The organism is Pseudomonas sp. G2-4, from assembly GCF_030064125.1.
Taxonomy (GTDB): domain Bacteria; phylum Pseudomonadota; class Gammaproteobacteria; order Pseudomonadales; family Pseudomonadaceae; genus Aquipseudomonas.
The window spans coordinates 3,356,623-3,382,227 of the sequence record NZ_CP125957.1 but is presented as its reverse complement, the minus strand read 5'-3'; the positions used below and the strand labels follow the sequence as shown (position 1 = coordinate 3,382,227).

General features: G+C 58.2%; 33 protein-coding genes. 12 read left to right on the top strand and 21 right to left on the bottom strand.

The annotated features are described in order from the left end of the window. Position 1: 1 nt before the first annotated feature. The 4 genes from QNH97_RS14605 to QNH97_RS14590 are packed head-to-tail and all read right to left on the bottom strand — an operon-like array spanning position 2 to position 2,947. Complete coding sequence (locus QNH97_RS14605) at positions 2-406, bottom strand: DUF6463 family protein (RefSeq protein WP_258689368.1); 405 nt, start codon at positions 404-406, stop codon at positions 2-4. Further along, positions 399-1,751 carry an ABC1 kinase family protein gene (locus QNH97_RS14600; protein ID WP_283552641.1) on the bottom strand — a complete coding sequence of 451 codons (1,353 nt, stop codon included), beginning with the start codon at positions 1,749-1,751 and terminating at the stop codon, positions 399-401. Before QNH97_RS14600 ends, QNH97_RS14605 begins: the two co-directional genes overlap by 8 nt. 45 nt (positions 1,752-1,796) lie before the next feature. Beyond that, positions 1,797-2,231 (bottom strand): hypothetical protein, encoded by a 435-nt coding sequence (locus tag QNH97_RS14595; RefSeq protein WP_283552640.1) that lies wholly within the window; start codon positions 2,229-2,231, stop codon positions 1,797-1,799. Further along, positions 2,231-2,947 carry a TetR/AcrR family transcriptional regulator gene (locus tag QNH97_RS14590; protein WP_283552639.1) on the bottom strand — a complete coding sequence of 239 codons (717 nt, stop codon included), beginning with the start codon at positions 2,945-2,947 and terminating at the stop codon, positions 2,231-2,233. Before QNH97_RS14590 ends, QNH97_RS14595 begins: the two co-directional genes overlap by 1 nt. A gap of 312 nt (positions 2,948-3,259) precedes the next feature. Between QNH97_RS14590 and QNH97_RS14585 the strand changes: the two genes are divergently transcribed. The 6 genes from QNH97_RS14585 to QNH97_RS14560 all read left to right on the top strand — a co-directional run bounded on the left by QNH97_RS14585 (position 3,260) and on the right by QNH97_RS14560 (position 6,293). Then, complete coding sequence (locus QNH97_RS14585) at positions 3,260-3,691, top strand: SRPBCC family protein (protein WP_283552638.1); 432 nt, start codon at positions 3,260-3,262, stop codon at positions 3,689-3,691. Beyond that, positions 3,688-4,125, top strand: coding sequence for an EVE domain-containing protein (locus QNH97_RS14580; protein ID WP_283552637.1), 438 nt, complete (start codon positions 3,688-3,690; stop codon positions 4,123-4,125). Before QNH97_RS14585 ends, QNH97_RS14580 begins: the two co-directional genes overlap by 4 nt. After that, positions 4,122-4,586, top strand: coding sequence for a MarR family winged helix-turn-helix transcriptional regulator (locus tag QNH97_RS14575; RefSeq protein ID WP_283552636.1), 465 nt, complete (start codon positions 4,122-4,124; stop codon positions 4,584-4,586). The genes QNH97_RS14580 and QNH97_RS14575 overlap by 4 nt, the downstream gene beginning before the upstream one ends. A 24-nt stretch (positions 4,587-4,610) precedes the next feature. Then, on the top strand, positions 4,611-4,802 hold the full coding sequence (locus QNH97_RS14570) for a hypothetical protein (RefSeq protein ID WP_283552635.1): 192 nt from the start codon (positions 4,611-4,613) through the stop codon (positions 4,800-4,802). Positions 4,803-5,365: 563 nt separating this feature from the next. After that, a complete protein-coding gene (locus QNH97_RS14565; protein ID WP_283552634.1) occupies positions 5,366-5,854 on the top strand; it encodes a P-loop nucleotide/nucleoside kinase family protein in 489 nt (162 codons plus the stop codon). Further along, complete coding sequence (locus tag QNH97_RS14560; RefSeq protein ID WP_283552633.1) at positions 5,847-6,293, top strand: MarR family winged helix-turn-helix transcriptional regulator; 447 nt, start codon at positions 5,847-5,849, stop codon at positions 6,291-6,293. The genes QNH97_RS14565 and QNH97_RS14560 overlap by 8 nt, the downstream gene beginning before the upstream one ends. A gap of 604 nt (positions 6,294-6,897) precedes the next feature. On the opposite strand, the gene mobH is transcribed toward QNH97_RS14560, so the two are convergent. Beyond that, the gene (gene mobH, locus QNH97_RS14555; protein WP_283557489.1) at positions 6,898-8,619 is read right to left on the bottom strand and encodes a MobH family relaxase; all 1,722 of its coding nucleotides are present in this window, start codon (positions 8,617-8,619) and stop codon (positions 6,898-6,900) included. A gap of 256 nt (positions 8,620-8,875) precedes the next feature. Here mobH and QNH97_RS14550 point away from each other — a divergent pair, with 256 nt between their 5' ends. Then, complete coding sequence (locus QNH97_RS14550) at positions 8,876-9,070, top strand: DUF7740 domain-containing protein (RefSeq protein ID WP_283552632.1); 195 nt, start codon at positions 8,876-8,878, stop codon at positions 9,068-9,070. 134 nt (positions 9,071-9,204) lie between these two features. Here the strand turns inward: QNH97_RS14550 and QNH97_RS14545 are convergent, their stop codons facing one another. Continuing rightward, positions 9,205-10,167, bottom strand: a complete 963-nt coding sequence (locus tag QNH97_RS14545; RefSeq protein WP_283552631.1) for an ArdC family protein — start codon at positions 10,165-10,167, stop codon at positions 9,205-9,207. 129 nt (positions 10,168-10,296) lie between these two features. Next, entirely contained in the window at positions 10,297-10,626 is a 330-nt protein-coding gene (locus tag QNH97_RS14540; protein WP_283552630.1) for a hypothetical protein, read from the bottom strand. 450 nt (positions 10,627-11,076) lie between these two features. On the opposite strand from QNH97_RS14540, the gene QNH97_RS14535 reads away from it, so the two are divergent. After that, positions 11,077-11,475 (top strand): DUF3742 family protein, encoded by a 399-nt coding sequence (locus tag QNH97_RS14535; RefSeq protein ID WP_283552629.1) that lies wholly within the window; start codon positions 11,077-11,079, stop codon positions 11,473-11,475. Here the strand turns inward: QNH97_RS14535 and QNH97_RS14530 are convergent. From QNH97_RS14530 to QNH97_RS14510, 5 genes are all read right to left on the bottom strand, one after another. Beyond that, positions 11,464-13,005 (bottom strand): conjugal transfer protein TraG N-terminal domain-containing protein, encoded by a 1,542-nt coding sequence (locus QNH97_RS14530; RefSeq protein ID WP_283552628.1) that lies wholly within the window; start codon positions 13,003-13,005, stop codon positions 11,464-11,466. The two genes, QNH97_RS14535 and QNH97_RS14530, sit on opposite strands and share 12 nt — an antisense overlap. Before the next feature lie 10 nt (positions 13,006-13,015). Further along, on the bottom strand, positions 13,016-13,324 hold the full coding sequence (locus QNH97_RS14525) for a hypothetical protein (protein WP_283552627.1): 309 nt from the start codon (positions 13,322-13,324) through the stop codon (positions 13,016-13,018). A 3-nt stretch (positions 13,325-13,327) separates the two neighbouring features. Next, positions 13,328-14,710 carry an integrating conjugative element protein gene (locus tag QNH97_RS14520; RefSeq protein ID WP_283552626.1) on the bottom strand — a complete coding sequence of 461 codons (1,383 nt, stop codon included), beginning with the start codon at positions 14,708-14,710 and terminating at the stop codon, positions 13,328-13,330. Next, entirely contained in the window at positions 14,707-15,663 is a 957-nt protein-coding gene (locus tag QNH97_RS14515) for a TIGR03756 family integrating conjugative element protein (protein ID WP_283552625.1), read from the bottom strand. The genes QNH97_RS14520 and QNH97_RS14515 overlap by 4 nt, the downstream gene beginning before the upstream one ends. A gap of 115 nt (positions 15,664-15,778) precedes the next feature. Beyond that, complete coding sequence (locus tag QNH97_RS14510) at positions 15,779-16,033, bottom strand: helix-turn-helix domain-containing protein (RefSeq protein ID WP_047703579.1); 255 nt, start codon at positions 16,031-16,033, stop codon at positions 15,779-15,781. A gap of 158 nt (positions 16,034-16,191) precedes the next feature. On the opposite strand from QNH97_RS14510, the gene QNH97_RS14505 reads away from it, so the two are divergent. The 3 genes from QNH97_RS14505 to QNH97_RS14495 all read left to right on the top strand — a co-directional run bounded on the left by QNH97_RS14505 (position 16,192) and on the right by QNH97_RS14495 (position 17,626). Beyond that, on the top strand, positions 16,192-16,449 hold the full coding sequence (locus tag QNH97_RS14505) for a LasR-specific antiactivator QslA (RefSeq protein WP_283552624.1): 258 nt from the start codon (positions 16,192-16,194) through the stop codon (positions 16,447-16,449). A 185-nt stretch (positions 16,450-16,634) separates the two neighbouring features. Beyond that, positions 16,635-16,883: a hypothetical protein gene (locus QNH97_RS14500; protein WP_053158211.1), complete on the top strand. Its 249-nt coding sequence runs from the start codon at positions 16,635-16,637 to the stop codon at positions 16,881-16,883. Next, positions 16,880-17,626 (top strand): ATPase, encoded by a 747-nt coding sequence (locus QNH97_RS14495; RefSeq protein WP_053158208.1) that lies wholly within the window; start codon positions 16,880-16,882, stop codon positions 17,624-17,626. Before QNH97_RS14500 ends, QNH97_RS14495 begins: the two co-directional genes overlap by 4 nt. Here QNH97_RS14495 and QNH97_RS14490 read toward each other — a convergent pair. The 9 genes from QNH97_RS14490 to QNH97_RS14450 are packed head-to-tail and all read right to left on the bottom strand — an operon-like array spanning position 17,615 to position 25,109. Further along, a complete protein-coding gene (locus QNH97_RS14490; protein ID WP_283552623.1) occupies positions 17,615-20,398 on the bottom strand; it encodes a conjugative transfer ATPase in 2,784 nt (927 codons plus the stop codon). The genes QNH97_RS14495 and QNH97_RS14490 overlap by 12 nt on opposite strands. Further along, entirely contained in the window at positions 20,398-20,814 is a 417-nt protein-coding gene (locus QNH97_RS14485; protein ID WP_135307265.1) for a TIGR03751 family conjugal transfer lipoprotein, read from the bottom strand. The genes QNH97_RS14490 and QNH97_RS14485 overlap by 1 nt, the downstream gene beginning before the upstream one ends. Then, positions 20,777-22,294: a TIGR03752 family integrating conjugative element protein gene (locus QNH97_RS14480; RefSeq protein ID WP_283552622.1), complete on the bottom strand. Its 1,518-nt coding sequence runs from the start codon at positions 22,292-22,294 to the stop codon at positions 20,777-20,779. Before QNH97_RS14480 ends, QNH97_RS14485 begins: the two co-directional genes overlap by 38 nt. Then, positions 22,284-23,096 (bottom strand): TIGR03749 family integrating conjugative element protein, encoded by an 813-nt coding sequence (locus tag QNH97_RS14475; RefSeq protein ID WP_283552621.1) that lies wholly within the window; start codon positions 23,094-23,096, stop codon positions 22,284-22,286. Before QNH97_RS14475 ends, QNH97_RS14480 begins: the two co-directional genes overlap by 11 nt. Further along, complete coding sequence (locus tag QNH97_RS14470) at positions 23,093-23,734, bottom strand: PFL_4703 family integrating conjugative element protein (RefSeq protein WP_283552620.1); 642 nt, start codon at positions 23,732-23,734, stop codon at positions 23,093-23,095. Before QNH97_RS14470 ends, QNH97_RS14475 begins: the two co-directional genes overlap by 4 nt. Next, positions 23,731-24,144, bottom strand: coding sequence for a TIGR03750 family conjugal transfer protein (locus QNH97_RS14465; protein WP_283552619.1), 414 nt, complete (start codon positions 24,142-24,144; stop codon positions 23,731-23,733). Before QNH97_RS14465 ends, QNH97_RS14470 begins: the two co-directional genes overlap by 4 nt. Positions 24,145-24,151: 7 nt before the next feature. Further along, a complete protein-coding gene (locus QNH97_RS14460; RefSeq protein ID WP_003174125.1) occupies positions 24,152-24,523 on the bottom strand; it encodes a TIGR03745 family integrating conjugative element membrane protein in 372 nt (123 codons plus the stop codon). A gap of 17 nt (positions 24,524-24,540) precedes the next feature. Next, the gene (locus QNH97_RS14455; RefSeq protein ID WP_283552618.1) at positions 24,541-24,780 is read right to left on the bottom strand and encodes a TIGR03758 family integrating conjugative element protein; all 240 of its coding nucleotides are present in this window, start codon (positions 24,778-24,780) and stop codon (positions 24,541-24,543) included. Beyond that, entirely contained in the window at positions 24,777-25,109 is a 333-nt protein-coding gene (locus QNH97_RS14450) for an integrative conjugative element protein, RAQPRD family (protein ID WP_283552617.1), read from the bottom strand. The genes QNH97_RS14455 and QNH97_RS14450 overlap by 4 nt, the downstream gene beginning before the upstream one ends. Between QNH97_RS14450 and QNH97_RS14445 the strand changes: the two genes are divergently transcribed. Beyond that, positions 25,108-25,599, top strand: coding sequence for a hypothetical protein (locus tag QNH97_RS14445; RefSeq protein WP_283552616.1), 492 nt, complete (start codon positions 25,108-25,110; stop codon positions 25,597-25,599). The genes QNH97_RS14450 and QNH97_RS14445 overlap by 2 nt on opposite strands. The last annotated feature ends 6 nt before the right edge of the window (positions 25,600-25,605 follow it).

The window sequence follows — 25,605 nt, the reverse complement described above, 5'->3', positions numbered from 1 at the left end:
CTCATGCACCCCTCGGCGACACGCCGGCCGCCTCGACGCGACGCCTCGTCAGCAAGGCGATGCCCGGCGGGATGGCCAGCCAGACGCCGGACATGGGCATCAGCACGATGCCCAGGGCCGCGAGCAGCAGCATGCCGACACCCACCGCATGCAGCGTGGCCGTGTCATCGCACCGTTCGAGCGAGGTCACGGTTAGCGCCAGCAGGGCAAGCAGCACACCGAACATCACGAACCACACTGCCACTCCCTTGCGCGGATCGCGGTTGATGCTGTCGAAAATCCCAAGGTGGAGGATGTCGAGCAGTGGGTCGGCAAACATGAATCCGGCGGCGAAGGTGTGCAGGACGGCAACCCCCATCAAACAATGGCCAATCCAGGCCCTGGGGGTGTGAGAGCGCTCAGACATGACGTGACTCCTTGAAGGATGAATGGATCCAGGGGGTTATGGTGACCACCTCGGCGCCCAGGGTTTTCAGCAGCTGGTTGATGCCCAGGAATGCCCGGTCGAAATACGGCAGCTCCGGTGGCACGGCGATCAGGGACCGTGTGAGGACCTGGCGATGCGCGGCCGTCAAGACCGGAAAGGCAGAGCGGTTCGCGAAGTCGAAGCGGGCCTGCCGGAACGGCTCGATCTGCCAGGTCCGTATCGCGGCGAGGGCCGGCATCAGCTGCTGTTCGAAATCGGCATCCGACAGGCTGGGCGAGATCAGGCCGAGATCGACATAGGCCTGGCGCAGCGGTGTGCTGTCGCCACCCGCCACCTCCCTCAGGCCTATACACCAGACCCGGGCGATCCTGTCGGTAAAGGCCGGCGACAACGGCTTGGTGCAGCCGAAATCGATCACCCCTAACTGGCCATCCGGCATAAACAGGAAATTGCCGGGATGAGGATCGGCATTCAACCGATGCCATACGAACACGCTGTGCATAAACCAGTCGAATAAGCACTGGCCCGCACGGTTGCGCGCCGCCTGGGCGGGTTGGGTGGCCAGCCAGGCATCGAGGTGCAGGCCGCCCACCGCCTGCATGGTCAGCACGCGCCGGGTGGTGTGGCTGAGCACCGGCTGCGGTACCACCACATCCGCCAGCTGCGCATGCTCGCCGAACCATTGCAACTGTCCGGCCTCATGGGTGTAGTCGACTTCCTCGGCCAGCCTGTGTTCGATGTCGGTCATGATCCGGTCGACGATGTCGTGGCCGGGCAGCAGGTCGGACGTCAGCCGTAGGCCCTGCAGCAGGTGGCGGATCAGGCCCATGTCACTGCCGATGGAGGCCGCGATGCCGGGGTATTGCACCTTGACCACCACCCGTTCGCCACCGTGCAGCTCGCCATGGTGGACCTGGCCGAGACTGGCCGCGGCGAAGGCCTGCGGGTCGAAGCGCTGGAACAGGTCGTCGGCGTCCCGCGAGAACTCCTGGCGGAAGACTTTATGCACCAGGGCTCGGTTGAGTGGCGTGGCCTGGTGGAAGCCGCGCGCCAACTCGCGGCGCACACCCTCCGGCAGCAGGCTGGCTTCCATGCTCAGCAGTTGCGAGGCCTTGAGCGCCGTGCCCTTGAGCTGGTTGAGGGCACCAAAGAGGATGCGGCCCAATTCGGCTTCATGTTCGGCTTGGCGCGCATCGACTTCACCCGGTGCCGGTTTGCGGCGCACCAGGTGACCCAGGTGGGCCACGCCGGCCTGGGCGACGGCCAGGCCGGTGATGGCGCCCCGGGCCATACGCCCGATGCGGAGTTTGGGATCAGTGGCCATGGGACTTCCTTCGGTGCGGCATGTCAGTGAGGGGGCGACGGCAGCTCATACAGAAGCCCCCATCTTCCGTGGCCAGGCCTGATACAACCCGACCAGCATGCACACCCCCGAGCTCCACAGCAGGAACGGCGTGACAGCGGCCCGGGTGAACAGTATCAGCGGAACTATGGCCAGGCCGCGCACCAGGTAGACGGCCGTCAGCGCGCACATCACCTGGGGCACCCAAGGCAGCGCCAGACGGAGTCCACCTGCCGCCAGGGCATAGGCCGCCCACAGCCCCAGCACCGCCGCGATGCCGGCCGTCACCAGGGACGGATACACCCGGCCGGCGTCTGCCGCACGGGCAAAACGTTCGACTGCGCCGAAAAACCGGTACCAGGGCCCGCCACCGAGGATGATCATCAGATGCAGCAACGAGGCCACTGCACTGAGGCCGGCGGCCAGCACCAGCATCGGATTGAGGGGATTTCCCGTGTCCATCAGCGCTTGACCAGCGGACGGGCGAGCTTGACCAATTCGATCAGCGACGAGCCGTTCTGCATCAGGCGCGAGAACTGGCTGCGCAGCAGAAACCCGCCCAGGTCCGACAGCTTGTTGAGCAGGCCGCTTTCCAGGGTCTGCGCCAGCACCGCCAGGGTGAGGTCGACCAGCCGGGTGGTGTCGGAGAACTCGTCCGAGCTGTCGTTGAGCCAATAGACCACCACCGTGAACAGGTAGTCGGCGAAAAGGCCGCCAATAAGCGGCTTGAAGTCGCAGGCGGCGATGCTGCCGTCGGCCTCGGCGGCCTCGAGAAACCCGGTCACGGCCTCCTTGATGGCGCGCTTGCCCGGCAGGGTATCGCCCATCAGCAACATCGGCGACTTACCCACCAGGGCTCGGGCGAGGGCCACGAACTCGCGATCGGGCAGCAACAGTTCCAACAGCGCATCGACGAGACGCTGCAGGCGTTCTTGCAGGCTGAAACTGTCGAACCCAGCCGTGGCCAGGGTCTCGGCGAGGGCGTCGGCCAGGGCCTGCTCGAAATAGCCCAGTACCAGCTTTTCCTTCGTGGAGAAGTACTTGTAGATGGTGGCATCGCCCAGGCCGGCAGCACGGGCGATCTGCTTCATGCTGGTGCCGTCGAAGCCGTGCACCGACATCAACTCGACAGCGGCCTGCAGGAGAAGCCGCTGGTTTTGCTGCTGCTTGGGTTTCATAAATTTATATACTCGCTATCATTTAATCGAGAATATACACGTGATTATCGATAGTTCGTATCGTTTTATCTGAAAGGCCAAGCGCGGACCACACTCTGCAGACGATGTTTCTCAAGGCTGCGCAGGCCCCACCGACGCGCGTGAAAGTCGCTTCTTTGCTGTCGGTGGCGTCGCTGGGTACAGGCCCGGAAGATCGGCCCACGATGCTTTGCGTCGGATAGCGCCCGCTAGCGCGCTTCCTCATGTGCGTTATTCGGTTGATGATTATTGTATGTGCGCTTATGATAAGTTCACTTACAAAAAGGAGTCGACATGTCCAATCGCGTGCACGCCAGTGCTTCATACCGCCACGAAACCAGCGCACCTGCGGCAACAGTCTGGGATTTTTTTGAAGCCGTTCACCTATGGAAGGACTGGAACGCAGGTGTCTATTCATGCGTGCTTGACGGCCCGTTCGTCGAGGGTGTGTGGATGACGATGGTGTTGCCTGACCAGGAGGTTATCAAGTCGCAGCTGGTCGAGGTCAATGCGCCGATTGGGTTTACGGATGAAACCCTGCTTGGCGATGTAACCGTTCGCGTCAAGCACGAAATCATTGCTCTCCCGAATGGCAACCACTCAATCGCCTATTCGATTGATGTCGCGGGAGAGGGCGCCGAGGATATCTGCGCGCAAGTGTCTTCCGACTTTCCTGAAGTCCTGCGTGCACTGGTGGCCCGCGCAGAAAGTACGGTGAGGGTATGAGCCAGGCGTGGCTGGGTGTTGTATCGCGCTCACACGTCTGGCGAGGTGTGGAGGGCGGCTTTGCGCAGGTCTTTCACGGCAAGGCCCAGCCTCTACGCAAGATGAAGAAGGGCGATATTTTCGTTTATTACTCCCCGACTGTAGAGATGCAAGGTGCGCCGCTGAAAGCCTTCACAGCCTTGGGGGAAATCCAGGACGATGAGGTGTTCGAATTCGATATGGGCGAGGGGTTCGTGCCGTTTCGTCGCCGGGTTCGATATGCCGTGGCACAAGAAGTACCCCTGGACAAATTGCGTGGAGATCTGGACCTGTGTTTCCCGCCCAACTGGGGCATTGTGCTTAGACGCGGTTTGATTCCACTGACCGAAAAAAATATTCGCTTGATTGCCAGCGCAATGGATGTCGATCTGGCTGAACTGAGGCGTAACCGATGAAGTCGAAACCGCTGCCAACCAGCCATAGCGGACCGTCAGATAGTCCAGGTTTTTTGCTCTGGCGCATATCCAACAACTGGCAGCGCGAGCAGCGCGCCGCTTTGCAGCTGTTGGGCCTGACTCATACTCAGTTTGTCATGCTTGCAGTCACCACCTGGTTCGGTTCACAAGAGCCGCTTACCCAGACGCGCCTTTCGCAACTGACTGGCAGCGACCCGATGACCACCTCTCAGGTGGTCAGGGCGCTTCTTGCAAACGGGCTGTTTGTAAGAGATGTCCATCCTACCGACACGCGGGCCAAGATTATTTCAGTCTCCGAAGCGGGGCGTGATATCGCACACAAGGCAATCGTCGTAGTGGAGGAAGTCGATCGCAAGTTTTTTGCAGCTCTGGGTGAGCAGCAATCCAGCCTCGTCTTTCTTTTCCAAAAACTGCTCGATAAGAAATCATTGACAGAATAAAGACGGCTTTGGATTCCAGGCACTATGACCACCAAACCTTGCGCCCAGGCATCGCGCGCCGAGTACACGCGGCGCATAAACCGCGTGCTCAACTACATCGATGCTCATCTGGATCATTCTTTGGATGGCGTGCAGTTGGCCGACGTTGCCGATTTCTCGCGCTTTCATTTTCATCGAATCTTCGCTACATGGATGGGCGAGACAATTGGCAGTTAGCTTCCTGTCCTTTGTCGCACAATTTCTGAGTTGCGCGACTGAATCGCCGCTAAGCCGCATGTGCATGCTGAGCAATGCGACGGCACACTCTCAGCGAAGCTGCGGTGCGCTTGGCAAAATTGGAGGCTCAGTCTTCGCTGTAATGACAGGCCGCTTCTGGCCCAGAGTGTGTAAAAACGCTTCGCCAAAATTGAAGTGTGCGCGTCTACGTTAAATCTGAAATTTATCGGCACGTCAGCAGATGTGGATTTCGCGTAGAAACGCGATTTCCAGTCCCGTTTTGAGTACCTGTCGCGCTCAAAAACGTTTTTACACACCCTCGACCCAAAGCTGCCGGTCAGCAACTGCAGAATTTGGCCAAAAGCAGCCTTTATGATCCGCGCTACACATTGCGCCGATCTCAAAGGTGCCAATCATCTAAGGTGTGGGGCAGCGTCTGGTCGAATCACTGTTCACTTACCACTTTGCAGGAAAGCAGTTTTTTCAAAACGTTCTGTGGATTGACAACGCCAGTCTTATGTCTAGATACTGTATAGGTAAATTACCTAGAAACAAGGTGGCAGATGAGCGCCATACACATTATTTTCGGCCCTCTCGGGGCCGGTAAGTCGACACTAGCTCGGCAGATAACGGCCCAGCTAAACGCTGTCAGCTTCTCGATTGATGAATGGATGCAGCGTCTATACGGCCCAGATCTGCCTCAGCCCCTTAGCCTGGAATGGGTGCTTCCCCGTGTTAGACGTTGCGAGTCGCAAATATGGGAAACGTGCGTGCAGGTTCTAGCGTCGGGCAAGGACGTGGTGCTGGATCAAGGCTTTATGACGAAAGCAGACCGCACTCAAATCCGACTGCAGGCCCACAACGCGGGCTATGAGGTGCTTAGCCACTTCGTAAATGCCGATAAGCCGCTACGCCGTGAGCGCGTACTGCAACGAAACCTAGAAAAAGGTGCGACCTATTCGTTCGAAATAACGGCCCAAATGTTCGAGGCCATGGACGCACGTTTTGAACACCCATCCCCATCCGAACTGAAGGAGTGTTGCAATGTCTGACTACACACCGGGTGCGAAAGGCACTTCGCCCTCAACACTTGAACGCTATATCCGCATATCCCGGGCATACACTGCCGCCACTCGGCGTATCGACGCCAAACTCTCCGCCGTGCATGGGTTGAGCTTTAGCGACTTCATGATTCTGCATCATCTTAAGCAAGCCCACGGCGGCAGGCTTCGTCGCGCAGATTTGGCAGAGTGCATGGGCTTAACCGCGTCAGCCGTAACCAAGTCCCTTCTGCCCTTGGAAAAAATAGGTTGGGTATCTCGCCAAAGCGATCCCCGCGATGCGCGCGTTGGTTATGCATGCTTAACCCCCGCGGGCGCGCAGCTCGTTTACGACGCGGTGCTGACTGCAGAGAGTTCGTGCCAGGAGGCCTACCAAGCCATCTTCGGCGAGATGACCGTCACCCTTGAGCCAACCGCCGCGAGCGAGTGATAGGTCGCTAAGACAAGTTACGCATATGCACTCGGGTAACCGAGAAGCATCCGACGGCATATAGGCGGTTTGAGCACCATTTTTCCCGCTTCAAGGTCCGCTTTTGGCCGATTGCTGCCTGTCGAGAAGGGCTGCAACCGGCCGGAAACTCACGCTGAATGAGCGCAGAGGGATTACGCTCCGCTAACAAAAAGCCCCGCTTGTTACAGCCGACGCGGGGCTTTTGGAATAGGGGCGGATTTTGTACCAATTTCTGTACCAATCATTGCGTTTTCGCGAGAATATTCAGGTAACCCTACGCTCGAAACCCCGATTTCATTACCTCTTACCACCAAGCAGAACCCACCCCACATAGCGGTGTAATTCTCGGCCAGTGCCGCACGGTTGTAACACGCCAAGCTGTGGTTGCAAGATATTTGCTACGGGAACGGCGAAGAAAACGGCGCCAAGCAAGCGAAGCGGCGGGTTCGGCGATTAGACCATTCATTCTATCATTGGTACTACAGAATACCGATCGGAGAGGGGTAGTAGCGCGATGCAGCTGCGAATGGCCTCCAGAGTCAACGTTGCGGTTCGGTCCCCATCGATAGGGGTATAAAGTGTTTTAATAATGTTCGATTTTTAGAAACGGATTGTCGGGCGGTATCAGTTCAAAAAATAGCTTCGGTTCCTCAACTAGGTAGCCTTTCAAGGTGGTTTTTTTTCTAGGGCCTTGCACTTGGCATGCCCAGATATTTAGGCCATTGTCCCGCTTTCTGTGGACCTTCACTTTCTCGAACTGCTTCTGCACCCAACGCCATTCTTCGTTCTCTTGGCAGGCGCCCTGAGAGATATCGGGAAACTCCTGCGCGTAGCGTTGGAAGAGACCTGGCGTGACCAAAAATACGCTGCCACCTACCGTGTGGATTTTGGCCTTGCTGTCATTGATGATCAGCTTGTGGCTCTGAATGCCTTCCTTGACCCAATTGAGGAATGCTTGGCCAGGGTTATCCGATGGAGTTGAATTGTCGGCAGCACTTTCTGACAGTGCATCACTGGCCTCGGGTTCTCCCAACTCGAACATGTCCAGCAGCGTGCCGAGGTAATCGGCGTCCCCTAGTGTCATGGGATCCTGCTGCGGTTGGCTTTGACCTGATCCTGCACTGACTGTCTCGGGCGCAGGTGTTGGTACCGGCGTGTCAATTGAGTGGTTATGCCCTGTAATGCTCACTGTTCCGCTGAAAGCCTCAGGCCGGTCTTCGCTCCCCCAAATCAGTGCCGGTTGAAGGCGCAGAAAGGTAAAACTCTGCTGCCAATTTCCTTGTGCCACAAGCGCGGTCCAGATGGCTTTGCCTTCCGGCGTGGACTCAACCAATCCATGCGATTGCAGCTCGTCGAACACCGCAATATTGGACGTGGGAATGCCTTCAATCGATTGCGACAGCAGATAGGCTCGCAGCTTGTCTGTGACCGTCTTACTGACCAGCCAGAGTGCGTCTTGAGTGAGCCATCCCGCGGCACCCGGCTGGTTGAGTTTCAGCTCGTACTGAACCAGATGACGCAGTCCGCTGATCAAGTGATGTTGCAGCGAATGAATCGGCGCTTGTAGCGCCTTGCTAGGATTCCCGCCAATGTTCTGCGCGGTGGAAACGCGATCGGCCTGCATCACCAACTCACCGAGCACGCCGGCACGTTCGTACTGGCCCGCCAGGACATACAGCAGACTGGCCCACAGTGGCGGAAACCCACTGAGCCAATCGAGGATCGGGCGGTCGAGAATTTGGGTGTAGAGCAAGCCTGCGGCGGCGCTGTGCAGGTGATAGTCGCGACCTTTGAGGTAGCGGAAACGATACGGCTGATCCAGGGATCCCTGCCAAGGATGCCAAACATGGCCATCCTGGCGCTCGACCAGCAGGTCCACGGCGATCTTGCCGATGTCATGCAGCAGGGCGCCGTAGGCGACGCCCGCGGACCAAGCGTCGGTCTGGGCGGCTTGGTCTTCGGGCGCGGCGCCGGTCGGCAGCAGATACGACTGACGCAGCTTCAAACTGCAGGCGACCAGCTCCAACCCATGATCGAGCATGCCGCCAAGATAAGCATGGTGGTGCGTCTCGCTGGCTGGAAGCTGCTGGACCAGCTCGGCGTAGCGATGGATCGGATTTAAGTAGAGCTGGCTGAATTGCGGATGGGAGAGGGCGGTGTACTGCCAGATGCGATCGAGCAACTGGCGGCGATGCTCGACTGCTAACAAGCTCTGGGACGATTCGATGGGCAGGTACCCATCGGCGACGTTTACGGTGGGCGTCGGAGGAGGCTTTTGCCTTTTGTGCCGAAACAGACTGAGCATCATGGTCCTCCCAGGAACTGGCAGAGTCATTGGCCTTTTAGCCTTTTAGCCTTTTAGCCTTTTAGCCTTTTCGGATAGGGCTCTTACCCTTGTCTCCCCATACCCTTCCGACCCTTACCGGTCCTTTTGACGCGTTTCCCCTTTGTGCAGCAATCGGAATGACGATTTGTCCTGGTGCCGTTTTGTTGGATGCGTGTGCTGGTACGAAAAAGGGAAGTGTCGGTACACTGCGGTGCGAATTTTATCGGGTCTTGTCATGAACCTCACTGACGCCACGCTCATACTGCTGCTCGCGGCGCGTATCCATGGAACAGACGAAGCCGTCAGGGCCTCGGCGAAGAGCGTGGTCAAGAAGCTACCGCGCAGCAAACGTGATCTGATCTACAAGGTGATCGATAGCCGAAGTCCAATTGAGCTGGTGGATTACCTGGCGGAGAATCTAGATACGTAACGGCGTACTGGGGTTACGGGATTACCTCATGTTCTTTGCGTCAGAGCTCCGCAGTGTGGGGATTTTTCTGGGCATAGAAAAAGGGTCCAACTCGTGTTGGACCCTATGAAGCGTGTGTAGCGGTGAGGTGACGATCAAGCTCCGTCGTTCATGCATCGCGAGTCATCCATTCCCGTCTGCTTCCGTTGCTGCTCCAGGTTGAGCACATACTCCGAAGCGCATCGGGCCTGGCCACTGGCGCGGAAAATCGCGCGGTTGTCTGCCTTGAGCAGACCGAGCCAGGAGTCGATGTAGCCCTCGTGCCTCAGCTCTCCCTGAATGCCGGCATAAGCACATAAAAAAGCAGCACCCATTTCGGCGATCAACTCTTCAAATGCATAGCCTGGCGAGCCAAATGGACACGGAGAGGTCACGCCTTCGCGCTGCAATCGAGAGTGGTGTCCGGTCCAGTGCGTCAGCTCGTGAAGCGCCGTGGCGTAGTATCCACCTTGATCGTGGAATTGCGATTTTGTCGGCAGTTGGATGAGATCCCTGATCGTGTGGTAAAAGGCTTCGTCGGCAAATCGATGAATGATGTTTGCGCCCGAACGTAACAACAGATTTTCCGCAGCGCCGTTGGGGAAGAAGGGATCGCTCGGTTCCGCCTCGAGCAAAGTTTCGTTGAGCGTTTCGAGTCCCTCCGTTTGCTCAATGTTGAACAGAAAATGCGTCCTGAGAATGCCAAAGTGAGCGACCTTGGGCTGGCCGTTTTCATCGAGTACGGTTTGGCCTGATTCGGTCTGTTCCTCGCGTTCCATCGGTTTGTAGAGCACTGCCAGGGTGCTGTGCTCACCCTTCCGGATGTGCCCGCCGGCTTTTTTGGCTTGGTTGAAGGTTAGCCAACGATCTTGAGTGAATCCCTGCCACCTGGCCTCGGCCCAGAGCAACGGTAAATTGATGCCCGAATAGGGGCGCTGCGTGATGGCGTTGATGGGATAGGGCTGGTGATGAGCGACGTCAGTTGAGCCATTTGAGGACCAGGGTTTGATCCAGGGCGCTACGCCTTGGTCTAACGCGGTAACGATCTTGTCTGTCACGTCTTGGTAGATATTGCGCATGGCATTCCCTCGAAAAACCGGAGGAACGTCTTGCCCGTCGGGGAGGGTTCCCCGGTGGGTGTTGATTGGATTGGTGCAGAATTGCGTATAGCCTGAGTTGGATCAGTGGCCGGGTATGGCCGTTTGCGTTTAGCGTTGCTGCTCTTCCGCAAGCGCTATCAGTAAGGCGTTAGGTTGGTCTGATGTCTGAAGTAGGCTGAGACTCAGTCGCAGCAATGGTTTATGTTCTGCATCACTCACTGAGCCAAACTTAGCTATCTCGAACACCACGTAGGGTGCGTTTGGATCGGCCTGGTGAGCTTTGAAGGCTGCGCGTACCACGTTGCTCAGCCTATCGAGCTGCAGCTTTTCAGGATGACTTGAACCATCGAGCAATACCGCGTGTTGCCACGCGTCTGGAGTGAACACAACGGGCAAGCGCAGAGTGTTCAGTGCTTCGCTTGTGAGTGAGTCGGACATGGTGTGCCTCCGTTGATAGCGCGAAGAAACCTGTCCCATAGGGGAAAGAATTCCCCGCAGTGGGTTGAAGAAAAGCAAGAGGGGTTAGGACGAGCCGAGCTCGAAAGACGCTCGGGAGAGCATTAGGCGTTCATCACCAGTGAAACGTGACCGTGCGAGCCACCGAACGCTAATCGCACTTGGGGGAACCATCACCGGAGTGACGTAGCTTTGAAGGCTCTGGCTACCTGGGAAGGTGCTGTCGATAACAGCGATCCGTACTCTCTATGTAGCTGGATGATATGGATGGGTCAACGGCCATAGAGGCACAGGTGCACGAGCTGCGTCTTCTGTCTTCCAGTGAAGAGTTTTTCGCCCGAGCAAGCTGATAAACGGTTAAGCATGGGCGATTTTCAGTAGTAGTCTGTAATCTCGATTTCCACAGGAACACGCTCAGAAGAGGGCGCAACCATGCCGGCTCAGCAGCCACTTCAAATCTCCCGCGCACACCGCTGGGCATATGCATGCGGTATGTCGGTAAAACGTGTTTATCGCAGGTTGAAAGGATTTGAATCTCGTGTGGCTAAACGTGCGGTGGCGACAGGTATGCCTGCGGGTGGGTTATTGGTTCGTGGGAGCTTTCTGGTTACGAAGCTGGCACTCATCCTTGGGTTGCTCTTTATCGGTTTCTGGTTGGTAGCTTCTGTCGTAACGATGATTGCTGTGATTGGTCTCCTGTTGTCCACGGCTGCCATTGATGGGGGTCTTAAAGAGCCGGAAACAGGGCCAGACTATCTCGGTGCCGACCTCTACATCGGTGACTTCGACGACAACGGGCACTATATCGGCGACAGCAAGTCATCTAACTGAGCGCTTAGCAGCCCCCATTATTTGATCCGTACCTTTGCTTGCTGAATCACTTGCTGCTTTGCTGCCGTTCGCCAACATCCCTTGAATCCCGTTTCCTACTGCATATCCTGTCCAGCTCATAGCTCCAAGGAACAGCATAGGCAGTACGATGAACATTGCCCCCATCACATACTCAATCACCTGCGCCGTGACGGTTCCGCCCATAAAACCGGATGTGGGCAGCGACAACAGCACCTGATTGGACGCCGACACTTGGTTGTAAAAGGTATCGAGCATGCTGGAGTCGACCCAACGGGCCAGCTCCCACCAGAAGGTCAGCATGTGCAGCGTGAACAGCGAGAACGTCACCGTCATGAGGGTCTTCAATTGGTAGGTACTGACCAGCAGGATCAGTGGCAGGCTGATGATGACGCCCATGATCAGGAAAGCTTGCACCATCGGCAGGGCGGCGCGTAGCGCGTTCATCGCCGGGAAGTTGCTGAAGGAGCCGAGGGCCAGCCCAGTGTTGGTGGCTAAGTTGTTGAGCCCCTGATTGATCGACCCGCCGCGAGCACTGGAGCCGTAGTCCTGGTACACCTGTCCTGGCGACATGGACATCGATTGCTGGCGCGGGCTGACCAGTTCGCGAAGGGTGGCATCCTCAATCTCGTTACTCGAACGGCCAGTCAACCAACCTTTTAGCTGAGTCAGCAGCGAAGGATCGACCTGCTCAATCAAGCGCTCGCGCAACCCGAAACCACTGTCGCTCCACCACTGTTTGCAGGTGGGATAGCCTGCACCATTCTCCAGCCGTGGCAATGAAACATCGCGGGTTTCATCATAGGGCCAGCTGACTCGCGGTGTCCGTGAGCGATCGGTGTCGTAGTAGCCCGGAGTGTCTAGAAAATAGCTTGAGCCGATCCAGGACGCATCATGACTTTGCGCCTTGTCCAACTGCGGACGATTGGTGAACAGCCGAGAGCGGGAATAGCCGTAGCAGTCGCGAGTAAAATCGGCGACTTCCTGTTGCAAAACTTGGTTATCGATGCGCGAACTGTCGATCTCCATGCGCATCTGCCGGATATCCGGTGTGCAGGGGATGGAGGCGGTGGCCGCCGCGGTCACTCCTTTGCTCAAGGCATGCACCAGAAACCACCAGATCGGCACGTTGGCGGAGCGTTCGCCGATGGTGTTGAAAGTGATCCCCCAGGCGGTTTCGGTTGGTTTGGCCACGCTCACGCCGCAGCGCTGACTGGCCGCATCATCGAACGCTATGGACGAGAGGCTCAGTGGAAAGACCGGCGCGCAGCCGAACAACACGACGATGTAGGCCAGCCACAGCCGGTTCTCGATCCGCGGCACCGAGAGCAATCCCTTGTTACCTTCATCCGCGCCTTGCTGACGGGCCGACAACCACTCTTGCAAGATGATCGCGCCGAAGGGCACAGCGAACAGTCCAGTGTCGGACAGGACATTCCAGATACCGTTGTTGATGATCCAGGCCAGAAGGGAGAGGTAAAACTCCAGGTAGCTGTTGGTGCTCATGAGCATGGTAGTGGCCTCACAATCGGGTGAACTCGACGCAGATGAAGAGTGCGAGCCCCATTGCCCCAATGCGCTGCACGCGCAGTCGATCCTGTGGTCGATGTCGGTAGCGCCGAAGCAGGTCCCACCAGACCGCAAAGAGGACGCCGTAGAGCAGGGCACGCCACCACCGCAGATAAGGCCGTATCGATTCCAAGGCTTGCTGCCAGACCTCGAAACTACCCAGCACAGTGCTGCCGATCCAGGCGACCAGTGCGGCGGTCGGGATCATCACTGCTGCAACCCAAAGGCTTGAAAGCAAAGTGAATAGCAGTGAGTGTTTCATGGCTCACTTGCGCCTGGCGTCAGCGTCGTTGAGTCGCCCAGGTTCGGGGTCGCCTTGCTCAACGGTACGCGAAGCATCGGCACCACCGGCATGCCGGTCGAGCACCAGACTGGCGGTATTGGTTGTGAGCATCTGCCGGACCTGCAGCTCGGTCTGCAGCAGGCGTATTTCGCGCTCCAGCGTGTCGATGTTTTTCGTCAAGGCCGTCTGTGCCGGTTCGGCTGAAGCGATGTTCGGTTCGTGACTGCCTGCCAGCAGCGTGCGCAGCAGCAGGAGCGACTTATCGAGCACGCTGGACAAGGCTGTCTCGCTGGCCAGGCGTCGCGCCAGCAGCTCCTGATCAGGATCATCACGCAAGGCCTCGATCACTCCACGGGTCACCGGCAGCATCGGGCTGGAGGCTTTAGTCAAGTTGTCTGGGGTAGGCGGCAGTGAACCCGACAGCAGCCCTTGCAGGGCCTGGAGGCGTTCGCTGTAGGCCTCCTGGATCAGCGGCGTCAACCCACTGCCGGCCGTAGAACGAAGGGTTTCGCAGGTGTCGCAGGTCGCGACTTCGCTCTCGCCCAATACCCGAACGGCCCATTCGGATTCCTCTTGGGGTGAGGTCCATGTCTGACAAATAGCGCCGCCTAAGCAGTCGCTGCCACTGATCGAGGAGTTGTCATCCACTGCACGGTTATGCAGCAGGTTATAGCCCGCGCGCACCACATCGGAGGTTACCCGGATGGGTGTTTGGCCGCTACCTCCAGCCTTCTGCCCGCCGACCCATGACACCCCATTATTGCCGTTACGGGCCTCGGTGTTTTTCACCGCGGCCACCGCATCACCGCCGGTTTGTTCGAGGTTGCCCTGCATCTCCTGGTTCTTGGCCAATGCGCCCCAGCCGGCTTGGCCGACCTTGTCCGCCATCTTTTCGGCCATGGCCTGGCAGGTCAGCTTGGAGCGGTCGAAGTCGATACGCCCCTGCATCACCCCGTTACTCAACAACTCATAGAGACCGGGGTTAGCGCGCTGGATGATCAACGCCGGCAGCGACATCACCGCTTGGGTCGCGTTTTGCACGATGCTGCCCATGATCTGCTGGAAACCTTCGGTGACGCCGTTCAACTGGTTTTGCAAGGTATTGGTGAGGCTCATGTTTCCGCACATCATGTTGGCTTGCCAGGATCCGCCAACACCGAGACCGTTGGGGCGATAAAGCGAACTCGGCGAGCCCGCTGCCGAGCCGCCACCAATGGTGTACATCACTCGGTCGTCGAGTACTTCGCCTTGAGTGCCTAGACGGTAATCGTTCTCGGCGGCGTGGGCATGCGTGGCCACGGTGAGCAGTCCGCAGAGCAACAAACTCATCGGGCCCAACCATGGTCCTGCAAGAAGCCGACTCATGAAGCACCATCTTCGAAGTCGATGCTGAACAGGAAGGTCTGTCCCTCACGCTTGCAGCAGCTATAGGGACGCCACAGCGACCAGGCGTAGCCGCCATCCGCGCTCTGCACCGGATCGCTGGGGAAGATGGCACATGTGGGGTGAACCAGGGGGGAGAGCAGTTGCCATTTGTGGGTTGAAGCGTCGTTTTCAACGATTGGGCCAGGCGGCCAGTAACCATCGCGTGGTAAGGGTGTGAGTGGGACATACACGTGCGGTTGCCAGTTGCGGGTAATGACGTCACCCGCTCGCTGCGCCATCACCGCAGCGGCTTTGAAGTCGTCGGGTTGCACCAAAAATCCTTGCCGGGGATAGACGTTACCCCACATGTTTCCCGCGAGCTGACGACCGATTTCACGGATTCCCGGCACGAGTGACTCGGGATAGAGGCTTTCCGGGATGCCATGACGCCAGGCCAGTGAGTCCCAAGTGCTCAGGTAGTAGGGCATGAACGCCGTGGCACCGCTGGCGCAGGCGTAGCCGGATTGCGAGGCCAGTTGCGTTGCGGCCCAGCCACCTGGATGACCGATGGCATCAACGTTTTTGAACCGAGGCAGATTATCGCGCTGGGTGTTCGGCGTGATCAGGTTACCGCCTCCTTCCGCACCACTGATAGGAGAGGATAGGGCGGCCATCTCGGTCCAAGGATTGGCACCGGTGGTGGCATAGCTCGAGACCACCAGCTCAGGAATGAAGTGACGAACCTTGGTTGAGGTTTTAACCGTGCAGCCGAAGGGGGTGCAGAGCAACCAAAAGCAGATGCCGACGACTCTGTACTCGAGGCAGTCTGGAGAAAGTACGGAGGCGGTAATGTTGCCGGTATCCAGCGCTACGCTTGACCCGGATGCCAGCAGAATGCTCAGCACCAACGGATGTAATTTCTGGGGCGAAATGTGCGGGCAGGCAGCAGACATGATCCAGGCTCTGGGTGTATGGCCTGGACAGGTTCAATAATCGAGCGAGGGGTGTCAGTGAGAAAGCCGAACGCAGGATTGTCGGTTTATAGCGATCTTCTAGATCAGCAGGTGGTCATTCAGCGCTCAGTGTACGAGCTAGCACGTCAGACTCAATGAGCAGCTGATCCGTTTTGATCTCGAAAATGTTGGCGAGTTTGCAGAGGACCAATAACGACGGATTGCCTACCCCCCGTTCGATTTGACTCACATAGGTACGATCCACCTCGGCCATGAGCGCCAATTGCTCCTGGGTAAGGTTCTTCACACGCCGCATCGAGCGGATGTTTTCCGCCAGTTGCAGACGAAGCTGTTCGTAGTCTTGAGTCATGCGCGCAAACTGCGCCTTGAGGGACTCTCAATCCACGGGATATAGTCTACATTGGCTCTGATTCGGGCTTTTTTGATGCTTAAGCCGAGTGTCAATTTTGTTTCTATGCTGCTTAGAACAGACCGAGCATTAATAAATAATCGAAAGCTAAGGTGTCTATGGACGAAAATTACGTTTCAATTCCGGCGGCGGACGGCTGCCCGAGTCTTCTGACACCGTGGGGCAGCGAATTTGCGCCTATGATCGAACGTGGCGTGCAATGCGCCCAGGCCTGGCTTAATACACCTGGTGACGTACCGCTGTGGTGGGAACTGGCGCAGGCACGTAAGACTTGTCCGGCAGGAGAATCTCAGGATGCTTTCGCAGCAGGATTTTTATTGAGAATTCAGCAACGGCTTCAAGGCGTTTCACCGTAGCCGTGCGGCTCCAACCCTGACGATATGGCCTACACGGGAAAATTTACTGGAAGGTATGGTTCCAGGCTCCATTCCTCTAGAATGGAGATCTGACAGAAGTGGCGTTGGTCTGTGATAAACAGATTTACGTAGCTAGGATTCTGATAAGTGCAGATTCTGCACGCTCTGAGAACGTGGAGCGCGATATGAAAGCCGACCAAGTGTTGAGTGACGATCTGGTGAGCCGACTGGAGGGTAAAATCCCAGCCATGGCTGAAGGTGCGATCAATACGGCCTATATCAACGCGCTGGCGGCCGGACGCAGCGTAATGGAAATCATGGACGGCAAGCTAGTTGAGACGACTGCCGACGGTAAGCACAAGGTTATTCGAGTGGCCAAGCCCAAGCATAAAGTGACCTTGGGCGGGATTATCAAGGTGCATCGCTGCTCATGACCGTCCCTCGGCTGAGGGTGTTTGCCGGCCCTAATGGTTCCGGTAAAAGCACAATGAAAAGCGCCGTCCCTTCCCACCTGATCGGGATCTACATCAACCCGGATGAAATCGAAAAGGCTGCCAAAGAGGGCGGACGCCTGGAGTTCAGCGATTTTCAACTGGAAGTCGAAGGTGACGAAGTTCTCGGCTTTATCAAGGCGCACCGACTGATTCGGTCGACCCAGCTCGTTGAAGAGGCATCCAAAATAGGCTTCAGCAATAACGGCCTGAATTTCCAGTCCGTGGCGATGAACTCCTATTTTGCTTCCGTGCTCTCTGATTTCATGCGGCACAAGCTCCTTGAAGCCCAGTTGTCTTTCACCTTCGAAACGGTGATGTCTAGCGAGGACAAAGTAGCTTTTATGCTTAAGGCAAAAGCGTCGGGATATCGAACCTACCTCTATTTTGTGGCCACTGAAGACCCAGATATCAATATCAACAGGGTCAAGAACCGTGTTGCGGCAGGTGGGCACCCGGTACCCACGGAGAAAATTGTCCAGCGATACGGTCGTTGCCTGAACCTATTGCCATCGGCCGTCGCGGCCTCGAACCGGGCTTATATTTTTGATAACTCCGGTGCTGATCTGGTGCTGCTCGCTGAAGTAACGGACGGAACTGACCTTGAGTTCAGGGCTGATGAGGTCCCTGACTGGTTTATGCAGGCCTACGTGGAGAAGGTGTTCAAGGATTCGTTACCGGACTGATCGAAACCTAGAGTCAGTTCCGTTTGACTTAATTCCTCGCATCCTATCGATCCGTTCAGCTACCTGATAAGCCGCCTCCAATTCCGAGCAGCCAGTGCTCTGCATCAGTGTCCAGCGCTCGGCTTTTTCCTCGGGCTCCGTCATGGCCAGGGCAAGGTAAAGACTGGGCGTCACGGCTCGAAACAATGTTTCGAGTTTCTTCGACAGCACCACTCCTTCCGTGTATTTGCCTGGTTCCTTACTGGCGGACAGCAGCAAGGCTTTCTGTGCCGGCGTGAGTTTCTTGAACCGTGCGATTTCTTCGATTTCCGCCGGCGGCATATTCAAACAAATCCACCACTCGATCATGTTGAGCATGGTCTGCGCCGCGGTGGGGAAGTCGGCAAGGTTTTGCGTCGCCAGCCAGAACCACGCGCCGAGCTTGCGCCACATCTTCGTCCCCTTGACCACGAAGGGCGCCAGCAGCGGGTTTTTGGTGATGATATGGCCCTCGTCGGTGACCATGATGATCGGTCTGCCTAGGTACTGGTCGCGCTCGGCGAGGTTGTTCACGGTGTTCATCAGGCTGATGTAGCTGATAGACATCTGGGCCTCGTAACCTTCGCGAGCGTAAGTGGCCAGGTCGACAACAGTCACATCGCTCACGGGCCAAGGTGTGCCTTCGCGATCGAACAGTTCACCCTCGAAACCCTGGCAAAACAGGTCGATGGACTCGCCCATTTCTTGGGCTCGCTCACGACGCTTCTCTGGCAAGTGCGGGTCGGCGGCGACGCGCAGTAAGGCGTCGCGCACATCGCGGGTCAGCACCTGACGGCCCGTCGTGACAAACGTTTGAGCCGCATCGAGAATGCACTCGCGGATCAAGCTGCGATCGGCTCGACTCAGGCGCGCTTCTTCCTTGGCCTCGCCGCCGGTGATCATCAGCCGGGCGGTGATTTCCAGTTCACCGAGAACATCGCGCTGGTCTTCGCGATTGGCTACCGACTCATCGTCCAGCTCATCAATCGACAGACTCGCCACCTGATCCGGTTGCTCGACCAGGCGCCAGGCATCGGCGAAGGGAGCGAGACTGACCGCGGCACCAGGTTTCAGTTGGACCTTGTTGACCGACAGGCCCTGTGTCGCGAAGTAGTCGCCCTGCAAGCCGAATGAGTTGCCGGCCTCGACGATAAACAGACGAGGGCGGTACACCGCCATGACCTGCATCAGCAGGGTGACCAGGGTGGCCGACTTGCCAGCACCGGTGGGGCCAAACAACAGTAGATGACCGTTCATGGCCCGGTCCAGGCGTGACAACGGATCAAAACTCAACGGCGAACCACCACGATTGAACAGGGTGATGCCCGGGTGGCCAGTGCCGGTGCTGCGGCCCCAGACCGGAACGAGGTTCGCCAGGTGCTGGGCGAACATCAGGCGGGTGTACCAGTTGCGCGTGTCACGGGCCGGGTTATAAGCCATCGGCAACCAACGCAGGTAGCTGTTGCAGGCGGCGACTTCATCGCCTTCGCGTACCGGCTGCAGGCCCGCACCCAGTAGTGCGTTAGCTAGGCTAACCGAGCGGTGGTGCAATTGCTGCTCATCGTGACCGCGCACGTAGAACGCCAGCGTGCCACGGTACAGCTTGTGCTGGCGGCCGATGACCGCGCGAGCCTCTTCGACATCTTGGCGGGTCTGGGTCGAGGCCAGGTTTTCACCGATGGCTTTGCGCGCCAGGCGGTTCAACTGCTCCTCAAGTACATCCTGCGGTTTGACCACCAAGGTTAGACTCATGACTGTACCTTCGGGTAACTGGTCGAACAGTGCATTCACCGCGTCACCTTTGCGGGTTTCTCCGGTGAGTTGACCAATCAAGGGCGCTCGGCGCAGCTTGTCCACCACCATGACCCGATGGGGTTGATCATCGAAAAACCAGAGCCCGTGCTGGACATCCGAGCGCGGTTCGTTGAAGAACAGCCGCTCGGCGAAGTCATGATCGAAGGGCAGTTCCAGCGACTCGCCGTCGCCCGACTCCGGATAGGCCACGCGGCGGTAGAATTCCTCGGGGTCTTCGTCGGTGAGCCTGGGTGCCGGATTGAACCAGGGCAATAACCAGGCATACAGACCTCGGCCATCGACTCGCGTCGATTGCACCCCGCATGCCTGCAACGAAGCCACGATACGTTCGCAAGCCTCCTGCAGGGATTGCACTGGACTGAGTCCCATCTCCTCGGCGCCAGACTCAAGCCAGCGATAGATCACCAGGCGCACCCGTCGATTATTGCCGCGCCAGGGTAGGCGCGTGACGGCCTTGTCCTCGAACAGACCTCCCGGCTTGGCGATGGTCTTCAAATGGCGACGACTGAGTTCCAAAAACGTCTCGGTGAAGACCGTGCCTCGCGCGCTGTCTTGAATATAATCGGTGAGCCGCGTCAGGTAGGGGGCGAAGTCGTTGTCGTCCTGGCAGAAAAACTGCGCCACCCAAGGCGCTTGATCCAGTTCGTCAAAGCTATCCTGCAGGGCGTCTTCGAGGGCATCGCGGGCGGCCATCAGCCAATCGGGTTCGCGCCCTTCGGTGCCGATGGGCAGCAACTCGAACACCGCACCCACCGAGTGATTGTCGTCCAGTAGAAAGCATTGTTCTGTATCGAGGTATTCGACCCAAGGCAAGTGGTCGGTGAAGCTGGGGTTGTACGCATAGAGTGCAGCTTCATCGGCCAAGGTGGCGCGCGGGCGCAATGGGTGGCGCCAGGCTTTCCATGCAGAAGTGCGGTTGCCCGCATCGCTGGTACGCACTACAAGTCTTCCTGACGTTCACCGGGTAATGCGTACTGCACACGTTGGTAGAACGGAAAGACGGTCGAGTAACCAGGAACCGGTGCCTGCTCGGTACCACTCAAATGCGGATACACGTACAGCACCAGATCGGGATTGGGCAGGCGCGGGAACAGGTTGCGGATCTCGTTCGCCGCTGTGCGCGTGTACGGTTCCTGGAGAGCCGCGGAGACATCTGCCTGAGCCAGCGGGCGGCGTAACTGCTGTCGAGCATCCAGCAGTTGCTGCTGAGTACCTTGCGAACCGGCGCCGTTCCAGATATCCATCATGGTTTGCTCGCCATGGGGCAGCAGCGTGTCTTTGTCGGTGGAACACCCCGTCAGGACCCAGCAGAGCAAGCTAATCCAGGTCAGGCAGAGAAGCATGGTCTTTTTCATGGCGAACGCTCCGGCCCTTGGGCTCGTAGTCGATGGTGATCTCATGGTCGAGGTGCAGCGCGACTTGGGCGGCCGGTGGCACGTACACGGCAGCGAAGGTCTCGCCATAGAGTTTGTTGATCCACTCCCGGATGTCGCTGACCCCACCGCTGAGAATTGAATTCAGCGCGCTATTGCCACTGCTGTTGGTGATCCCGAGCGTGCTGTCGCCTGAACTGATCACGCTGCTGTTGTTCTGCTCATCCCCGAGCAAGGCAGCGACACCTGCGCCAGCCGCCGTGATCAAGCTCTGGCTGCCGAGGTACTGTTGAGCGTTTGAGCGGCGCTCACCGGCAATGCAAGGAATGCCATACGGATCGGACAGGTAACCGAGTCCGCCACGAATCTTGTCGGTGTTTGAGCTCTGGGTGGTGGAGGCATTGCGACTGGCTACTGCCTTCGGCTGAGGCACCGTGCGAATGGTGCCGTCGGTAAACACAAAGGTAATTGACTCGACCTGTCCGCGTACGCACGACAGGGTCCAGTCGCCGGAGGCTGTGCCGCTCATCACGGCCCCTGCGACGTCCGGCAGGTCGATGCCGTTGGCTGTCAGGTTCTCCGGACCAACCAGCACCTTGAAGGGGTAGGGATCATTCACGGTGCCGTCCACCGGGACCCGGCCGATCAGCGCGGTCATGGCGACCGAGCCCATCAATGTCGCGTTTTCTGGAATGGTGTAGACCGGCTTCGCGCCTTCGGTACGATCAGCGGAGCGTGTCAGGTCACGTTCACCCTTGGTGACCTCGCGTAACTGCTTCTGGCTGCGGTCGATGGCATTGTCCTTCAAACCCTCCAATGAGCTGAAGGCAGTAGGCAGACTCAGAGCGGACGCGGTCTTGGTTTTGCCCTGGGCGTCGGTGGGCGGAGCATCCGAAGGCTCTATCCACTGTAGTGCATCATTAGCAGAATGCTGCCCATCGAACTGAGCGCCGTCGCCCGGCTCAAGCCCCAGTCCGATCGGCATATCCTTGCCTTTGCCGGTCGGCCCCGACAACTGTTCCTGCAATTGCGTCAGCAGGCCGCGAGCCTGACGATTGTCCTGTTCTGCTTTAAGTCGGGCCTCGTTGGCTTGTCGGCGACCTTCGTCGACTTGCTGGGTCACGCTGCCAAGCGCCGTCTGGATACGCGAATCGACACTGTTTTCCCGCTCGCGCAGGCGGTTGTTTTCCGTCTGCAGTGAGTCATTGTGTTTCTTCAAACCGAGCATGTCGCTGCGCATGGCCTTGACCTGGCCGACCAGGGTGGCGACCGTGTCGCGTGGGGTATCGCCCGCAATGCCGAGCGACTTGGCTTGCTCGGCGGATAATTGAATATTGCCCTGATCAACTGGGTGCTCTGGAAAAGGTGTGCTGCCACCCGGGACCCAGGTTTTCAGGATGATCAGCACCACGCCCAGCAGCGCAGCCGGTACCAGCCATTTGAGCAAGGCGTTAGCTTTCATCGTCAGCACCTCGCGCAACGGGCGGGAGTAGCACGGCTTGCTCGAGGCCGGCACCGCGGGTGACAAGGTAGGCGATCGTGGTGTCTTCAGCGCTGCCGACAAGCCCGAGGAAAGCATGCTGGAAGGCCGCGGCGAACAGCTTGGCCTGAAGTCGACGTGGATCGAGTTGCACCGTCTTTGAACCACGATTGCGCAATTTCACCGCCGTCACCCAGTAATCACCTAGTCGCCAGACGGCGATGGGTGTGCTGGACACGTTTTCGGTCGGCAGCAGGGTTGGCAGTTCGGTGCGCAGCTTGAGCGGGACGCGGCGTACACCGGGCAGGGACTCCACGGTGCGCAGCGGCGCGTACAGGCTTTGCGCGGCGTAGCGCGTCAAAGCGACCGGGATCGGTGTGCGTTCTGGAACAGGGACGGCGCTAGATTCAGCCTCGGTAGTTTTCCCCTGAGCATTCTTGAGAATACGTACGGGCTCCAGCGGTTGATCGCCGGGAGTGGCCGCGATATCCAGGAGGATAATCTCGCCCGTCGTGACCGATTGCAGTTGCAGTCGGGTCGGGGCAATGGCTTCTGACGCGCGCAGGTACAGCGTGCCGCCAGTTGATTGCACACGCAGTTTGCCTGTCAGGGTTGAGGGCACGCCGACTCGAACATCCTCATTGATAAAGACCACTCGTTCCTGATTGATCACCAGCGGGACCGCGAGGGGGAGGCGTTCCCAGCGCATCAACTCGATGGCCTGCGCTGCAGCTCCCCATAGCATCAGTGCGACGGTGAGTCCCAGGGGAGACATCCGCTTCATGGCTCACCTCCAGGCAGGGAGATTTTTTTTGGCGTGCCCTGATAGCAGTCCAGTGCCAGCCCCCACTTATTGCGTTCGGGGTCCAGATCAAAACGCACCACGCGTAATGGATAACGCACCACCACCCGTTTCACCGGTTCGGCGGCGTAATACTCATCGGCGTTGAGGTCGAGGGTGACCAGCCAGCTGTCGCGATCGAGTTGCTTGACCCTGAGTTCCGGATCTTCGCTATAGCCTCGGCCCAGAATTTCGTAGACGCCACGTACCCGCTGGCGCAGCTCGCCAGCGGCCTTGCGGTACTCGTAGTCACCGTCGAGGAAGGCCTTGCAGGCGGGTGTAAGGTAGGACTGCAAGCCATAGATTGCGCGGCGATAGTCCTGCTCGCCATCCGAGGGCCAGCGGTTGAGCTGACCAAAAATATACAGGGCAAAGGCATACACATTCTCTGACGGTATATCCCACCACTTGCGCGTGCTGCCCGAGCGCAGATCCGGTGGTACATGCACGGTCAGATCGGTGGGTGCTGAGCGCCAGCCGTACCAGAGCCCGGCACAGACCAGGGCAAGGATCATTACCGCCAGGCGCAGGCTGAAGATATGGGCCTGTTGGGCATCCACCTTGTTCCGAAAGCGGCTCATGGCTGCCACCGAGACAGGGCAGGACGCAGTCGACGCGAACGGCGAACCGTCCAGGCGCCGGAATGGAGGATCAGACTTCCGCGCCCTAGGAACCAACGGCTGGCGAGTATCCATTCGAGCTTGCGGTACAACCAGGTTTCGGGCCGAGCCCGTTTGGCCCGGCGCAGTAGCGTGCCTCCGGCCAATAACACCAGCACCATGCCTGCGATCATGCCGGTCGGCGCTATGGCAATGGAAGTGGTGGCAATCGCTAGAGGAATGCCCAGCAGTAGGCCGATGACGGCGCCGGTGCCGAGCGCTACCCACATCTCATCATTGGTCAAACCACGCAATACGGCTGGATCACGATTGAGTCGCTCCGGCAGAAAGACCAGGGTGCCGTCAGCAAGGCGTTCGATAGCGTCGTTCATGTCGGCCTCACAGAATTGCGGCGGCCTTGGTCAGGAACCAGATGATGATCACCACCAGCAGGGCGCCGATACCGACCACTGCACCCAAGTCCTTCCAGGTCTTACGCTGGTTTTGCACGTCGGCGTACACGGTCAACGAGTGCCAGGCCACCCCCAAGAAAGCGAGCAGTGCGATCAGCAGACCAAGCAGGATTCCGCCGTCGTAGGCGTAGTTTTTGATTGTCTCGATCAACCCGGAGCCTTCGCCGCGCGAAGGGGCTTCCATGGTGGGGAGCTCGGCAAAAGCCAGGCTTGGACCGAGCACCAGGAGCAGACCGATCAAGCGCTGGCTCGCGCGATCCCGTAGGTTGTTTTTCAGGGGGACAAGGCACTTGAGCATGACGGCGATCTCCTGGTTTAGGAAAGGGTGAAGAACATCAGAACCAACAACGCGAGCAATACGCGTGCAGTGCTGCCACCGAAGGCGCCGAAGCGCACACTGCCTGTCGCCCATCCCCGGTAAGCCGTCCACATCACCCAGGCACACCAAAGCAAAGCCAGGACGAGAACCAGGGACAGCCACAGTGTCGAACTGCTTTGCGCCGAAAAGCCGGAGGCGTTCTGGAACGCTGTGATCTGGGCGCCAGTCATGCTCATGGCGATGACTTCACGGGCGGAGTGTCGAGGCGGTAGTCGCCGATCAGTTCACCAGGATCGCGAGGTTGAGCACGGGCGGGGGAGAGATAGCCCTGCACCCCCTGGCGAATACGTTGGATGTCCTTAGACAGACGGGGATAGTCGAAGCGATAGCGCTCGACTGGTTCAGCCGTGCTGGCTGCCTCAGCTCGTGTCGCAAGGCGTTCGATGGTATCGAGTTGCCGCTGGATAAGGCTGAGTTGATCCTGCTCATGAGCCGAGGCGGCATAGCTGCTGCCGTGAACGATAGCCAGCGAGAGTAGTAAGCAGCGAAAGATGGTAGTGGGCATGATGCTGTCCCATATGGAGCTGGGAGCAGAATCAAGTCAAAGGTCGAATTATTCCGTAAGAAACCTGAGGTCTAATGAATCGCTTTTTCTGGGAAAGGACGTCTTGGAACACGATTACCCCGAGTACCCATCGGTTTTGGCAACTATAGAACCATCGCGCTACATGGAAGCTGTGGAGGCATTGAGAGGCACCCGTCAGGTCTTTTGTGACGGTGAAACCATTCTTTTGCCAGAGGCTGAAGTACAGGCAATTGAGATGCTGCGTAGTCGCTTCAATGCGTCCACGATCCACGGGCAGGCTGAGGAGTACGAATTTGCAACCCAAGCCCGCGTGCAAGGCGTCCCAGTCAAACTGTTGCGGCTCGGCCAGGCGGTGCATGACTGCACCGGCCAGACCGCAGAGGAAATGGTTCGCGTAGCCCTGGAACAGCCGAGCGCAACACTGCTGGCATGGTCCGCGCTTTATCGCTCCAGCATGATCCCCCACTGAATCACG

Coding starts and splice junctions, on each gene's coding strand:
- QNH97_RS14495 (WP_053158208.1), top strand. CDS start 16,880: ATGACCGTCCCTCGGCTGAGGGTGTTTGCCGGCCCTAATGGTTCCGGT.
- QNH97_RS14585 (WP_283552638.1), top strand. CDS start 3,260: ATGTCCAATCGCGTGCACGCCAGTGCTTCATACCGCCACGAAACCAGC.
- QNH97_RS14605 (WP_258689368.1), bottom strand. CDS start 406: ATGTCTGAGCGCTCTCACACCCCCAGGGCCTGGATTGGCCATTGTTTG.
- QNH97_RS14595 (WP_283552640.1), bottom strand. CDS start 2,231: ATGGACACGGGAAATCCCCTCAATCCGATGCTGGTGCTGGCCGCCGGC.
- QNH97_RS14575 (WP_283552636.1), top strand. CDS start 4,122: ATGAAGTCGAAACCGCTGCCAACCAGCCATAGCGGACCGTCAGATAGT.
- QNH97_RS14515 (WP_283552625.1), bottom strand. CDS start 15,663: ATGTCTGCTGCCTGCCCGCACATTTCGCCCCAGAAATTACATCCGTTG.
- QNH97_RS14470 (WP_283552620.1), bottom strand. CDS start 23,734: ATGAGCCGCTTTCGGAACAAGGTGGATGCCCAACAGGCCCATATCTTC.
- QNH97_RS14520 (WP_283552626.1), bottom strand. CDS start 14,710: ATGAGTCGGCTTCTTGCAGGACCATGGTTGGGCCCGATGAGTTTGTTG.
- QNH97_RS14570 (WP_283552635.1), top strand. CDS start 4,611: ATGACCACCAAACCTTGCGCCCAGGCATCGCGCGCCGAGTACACGCGG.
- QNH97_RS14445 (WP_283552616.1), top strand. CDS start 25,108: ATGATGCTGTCCCATATGGAGCTGGGAGCAGAATCAAGTCAAAGGTCG.
- QNH97_RS14510 (WP_047703579.1), bottom strand. CDS start 16,033: ATGACTCAAGACTACGAACAGCTTCGTCTGCAACTGGCGGAAAACATC.
- QNH97_RS14530 (WP_283552628.1), bottom strand. CDS start 13,005: ATGCTCATGAGCACCAACAGCTACCTGGAGTTTTACCTCTCCCTTCTG.
- QNH97_RS14590 (WP_283552639.1), bottom strand. CDS start 2,947: ATGAAACCCAAGCAGCAGCAAAACCAGCGGCTTCTCCTGCAGGCCGCT.
- QNH97_RS14525 (WP_283552627.1), bottom strand. CDS start 13,324: ATGAAACACTCACTGCTATTCACTTTGCTTTCAAGCCTTTGGGTTGCA.
- QNH97_RS14535 (WP_283552629.1), top strand. CDS start 11,077: ATGCCGGCTCAGCAGCCACTTCAAATCTCCCGCGCACACCGCTGGGCA.
- QNH97_RS14465 (WP_283552619.1), bottom strand. CDS start 24,144: ATGAACGACGCTATCGAACGCCTTGCTGACGGCACCCTGGTCTTTCTG.
- QNH97_RS14485 (WP_135307265.1), bottom strand. CDS start 20,814: ATGAAAAAGACCATGCTTCTCTGCCTGACCTGGATTAGCTTGCTCTGC.
- QNH97_RS14550 (WP_283552632.1), top strand. CDS start 8,876: ATGAACCTCACTGACGCCACGCTCATACTGCTGCTCGCGGCGCGTATC.
- QNH97_RS14500 (WP_053158211.1), top strand. CDS start 16,635: ATGAAAGCCGACCAAGTGTTGAGTGACGATCTGGTGAGCCGACTGGAG.
- QNH97_RS14540 (WP_283552630.1), bottom strand. CDS start 10,626: ATGTCCGACTCACTCACAAGCGAAGCACTGAACACTCTGCGCTTGCCC.
- QNH97_RS14460 (WP_003174125.1), bottom strand. CDS start 24,523: ATGCTCAAGTGCCTTGTCCCCCTGAAAAACAACCTACGGGATCGCGCG.
- QNH97_RS14565 (WP_283552634.1), top strand. CDS start 5,366: ATGAGCGCCATACACATTATTTTCGGCCCTCTCGGGGCCGGTAAGTCG.
- QNH97_RS14475 (WP_283552621.1), bottom strand. CDS start 23,096: ATGAAGCGGATGTCTCCCCTGGGACTCACCGTCGCACTGATGCTATGG.
- QNH97_RS14580 (WP_283552637.1), top strand. CDS start 3,688: ATGAGCCAGGCGTGGCTGGGTGTTGTATCGCGCTCACACGTCTGGCGA.
- QNH97_RS14455 (WP_283552618.1), bottom strand. CDS start 24,780: ATGAGCATGACTGGCGCCCAGATCACAGCGTTCCAGAACGCCTCCGGC.
- QNH97_RS14560 (WP_283552633.1), top strand. CDS start 5,847: ATGTCTGACTACACACCGGGTGCGAAAGGCACTTCGCCCTCAACACTT.
- QNH97_RS14545 (WP_283552631.1), bottom strand. CDS start 10,167: ATGCGCAATATCTACCAAGACGTGACAGACAAGATCGTTACCGCGTTA.
- mobH (WP_283557489.1), bottom strand. CDS start 8,619: ATGCTCAGTCTGTTTCGGCACAAAAGGCAAAAGCCTCCTCCGACGCCC.
- QNH97_RS14480 (WP_283552622.1), bottom strand. CDS start 22,294: ATGAAAGCTAACGCCTTGCTCAAATGGCTGGTACCGGCTGCGCTGCTG.
- QNH97_RS14450 (WP_283552617.1), bottom strand. CDS start 25,109: ATGCCCACTACCATCTTTCGCTGCTTACTACTCTCGCTGGCTATCGTT.
- QNH97_RS14600 (WP_283552641.1), bottom strand. CDS start 1,751: ATGGCCACTGATCCCAAACTCCGCATCGGGCGTATGGCCCGGGGCGCC.
- QNH97_RS14505 (WP_283552624.1), top strand. CDS start 16,192: ATGGACGAAAATTACGTTTCAATTCCGGCGGCGGACGGCTGCCCGAGT.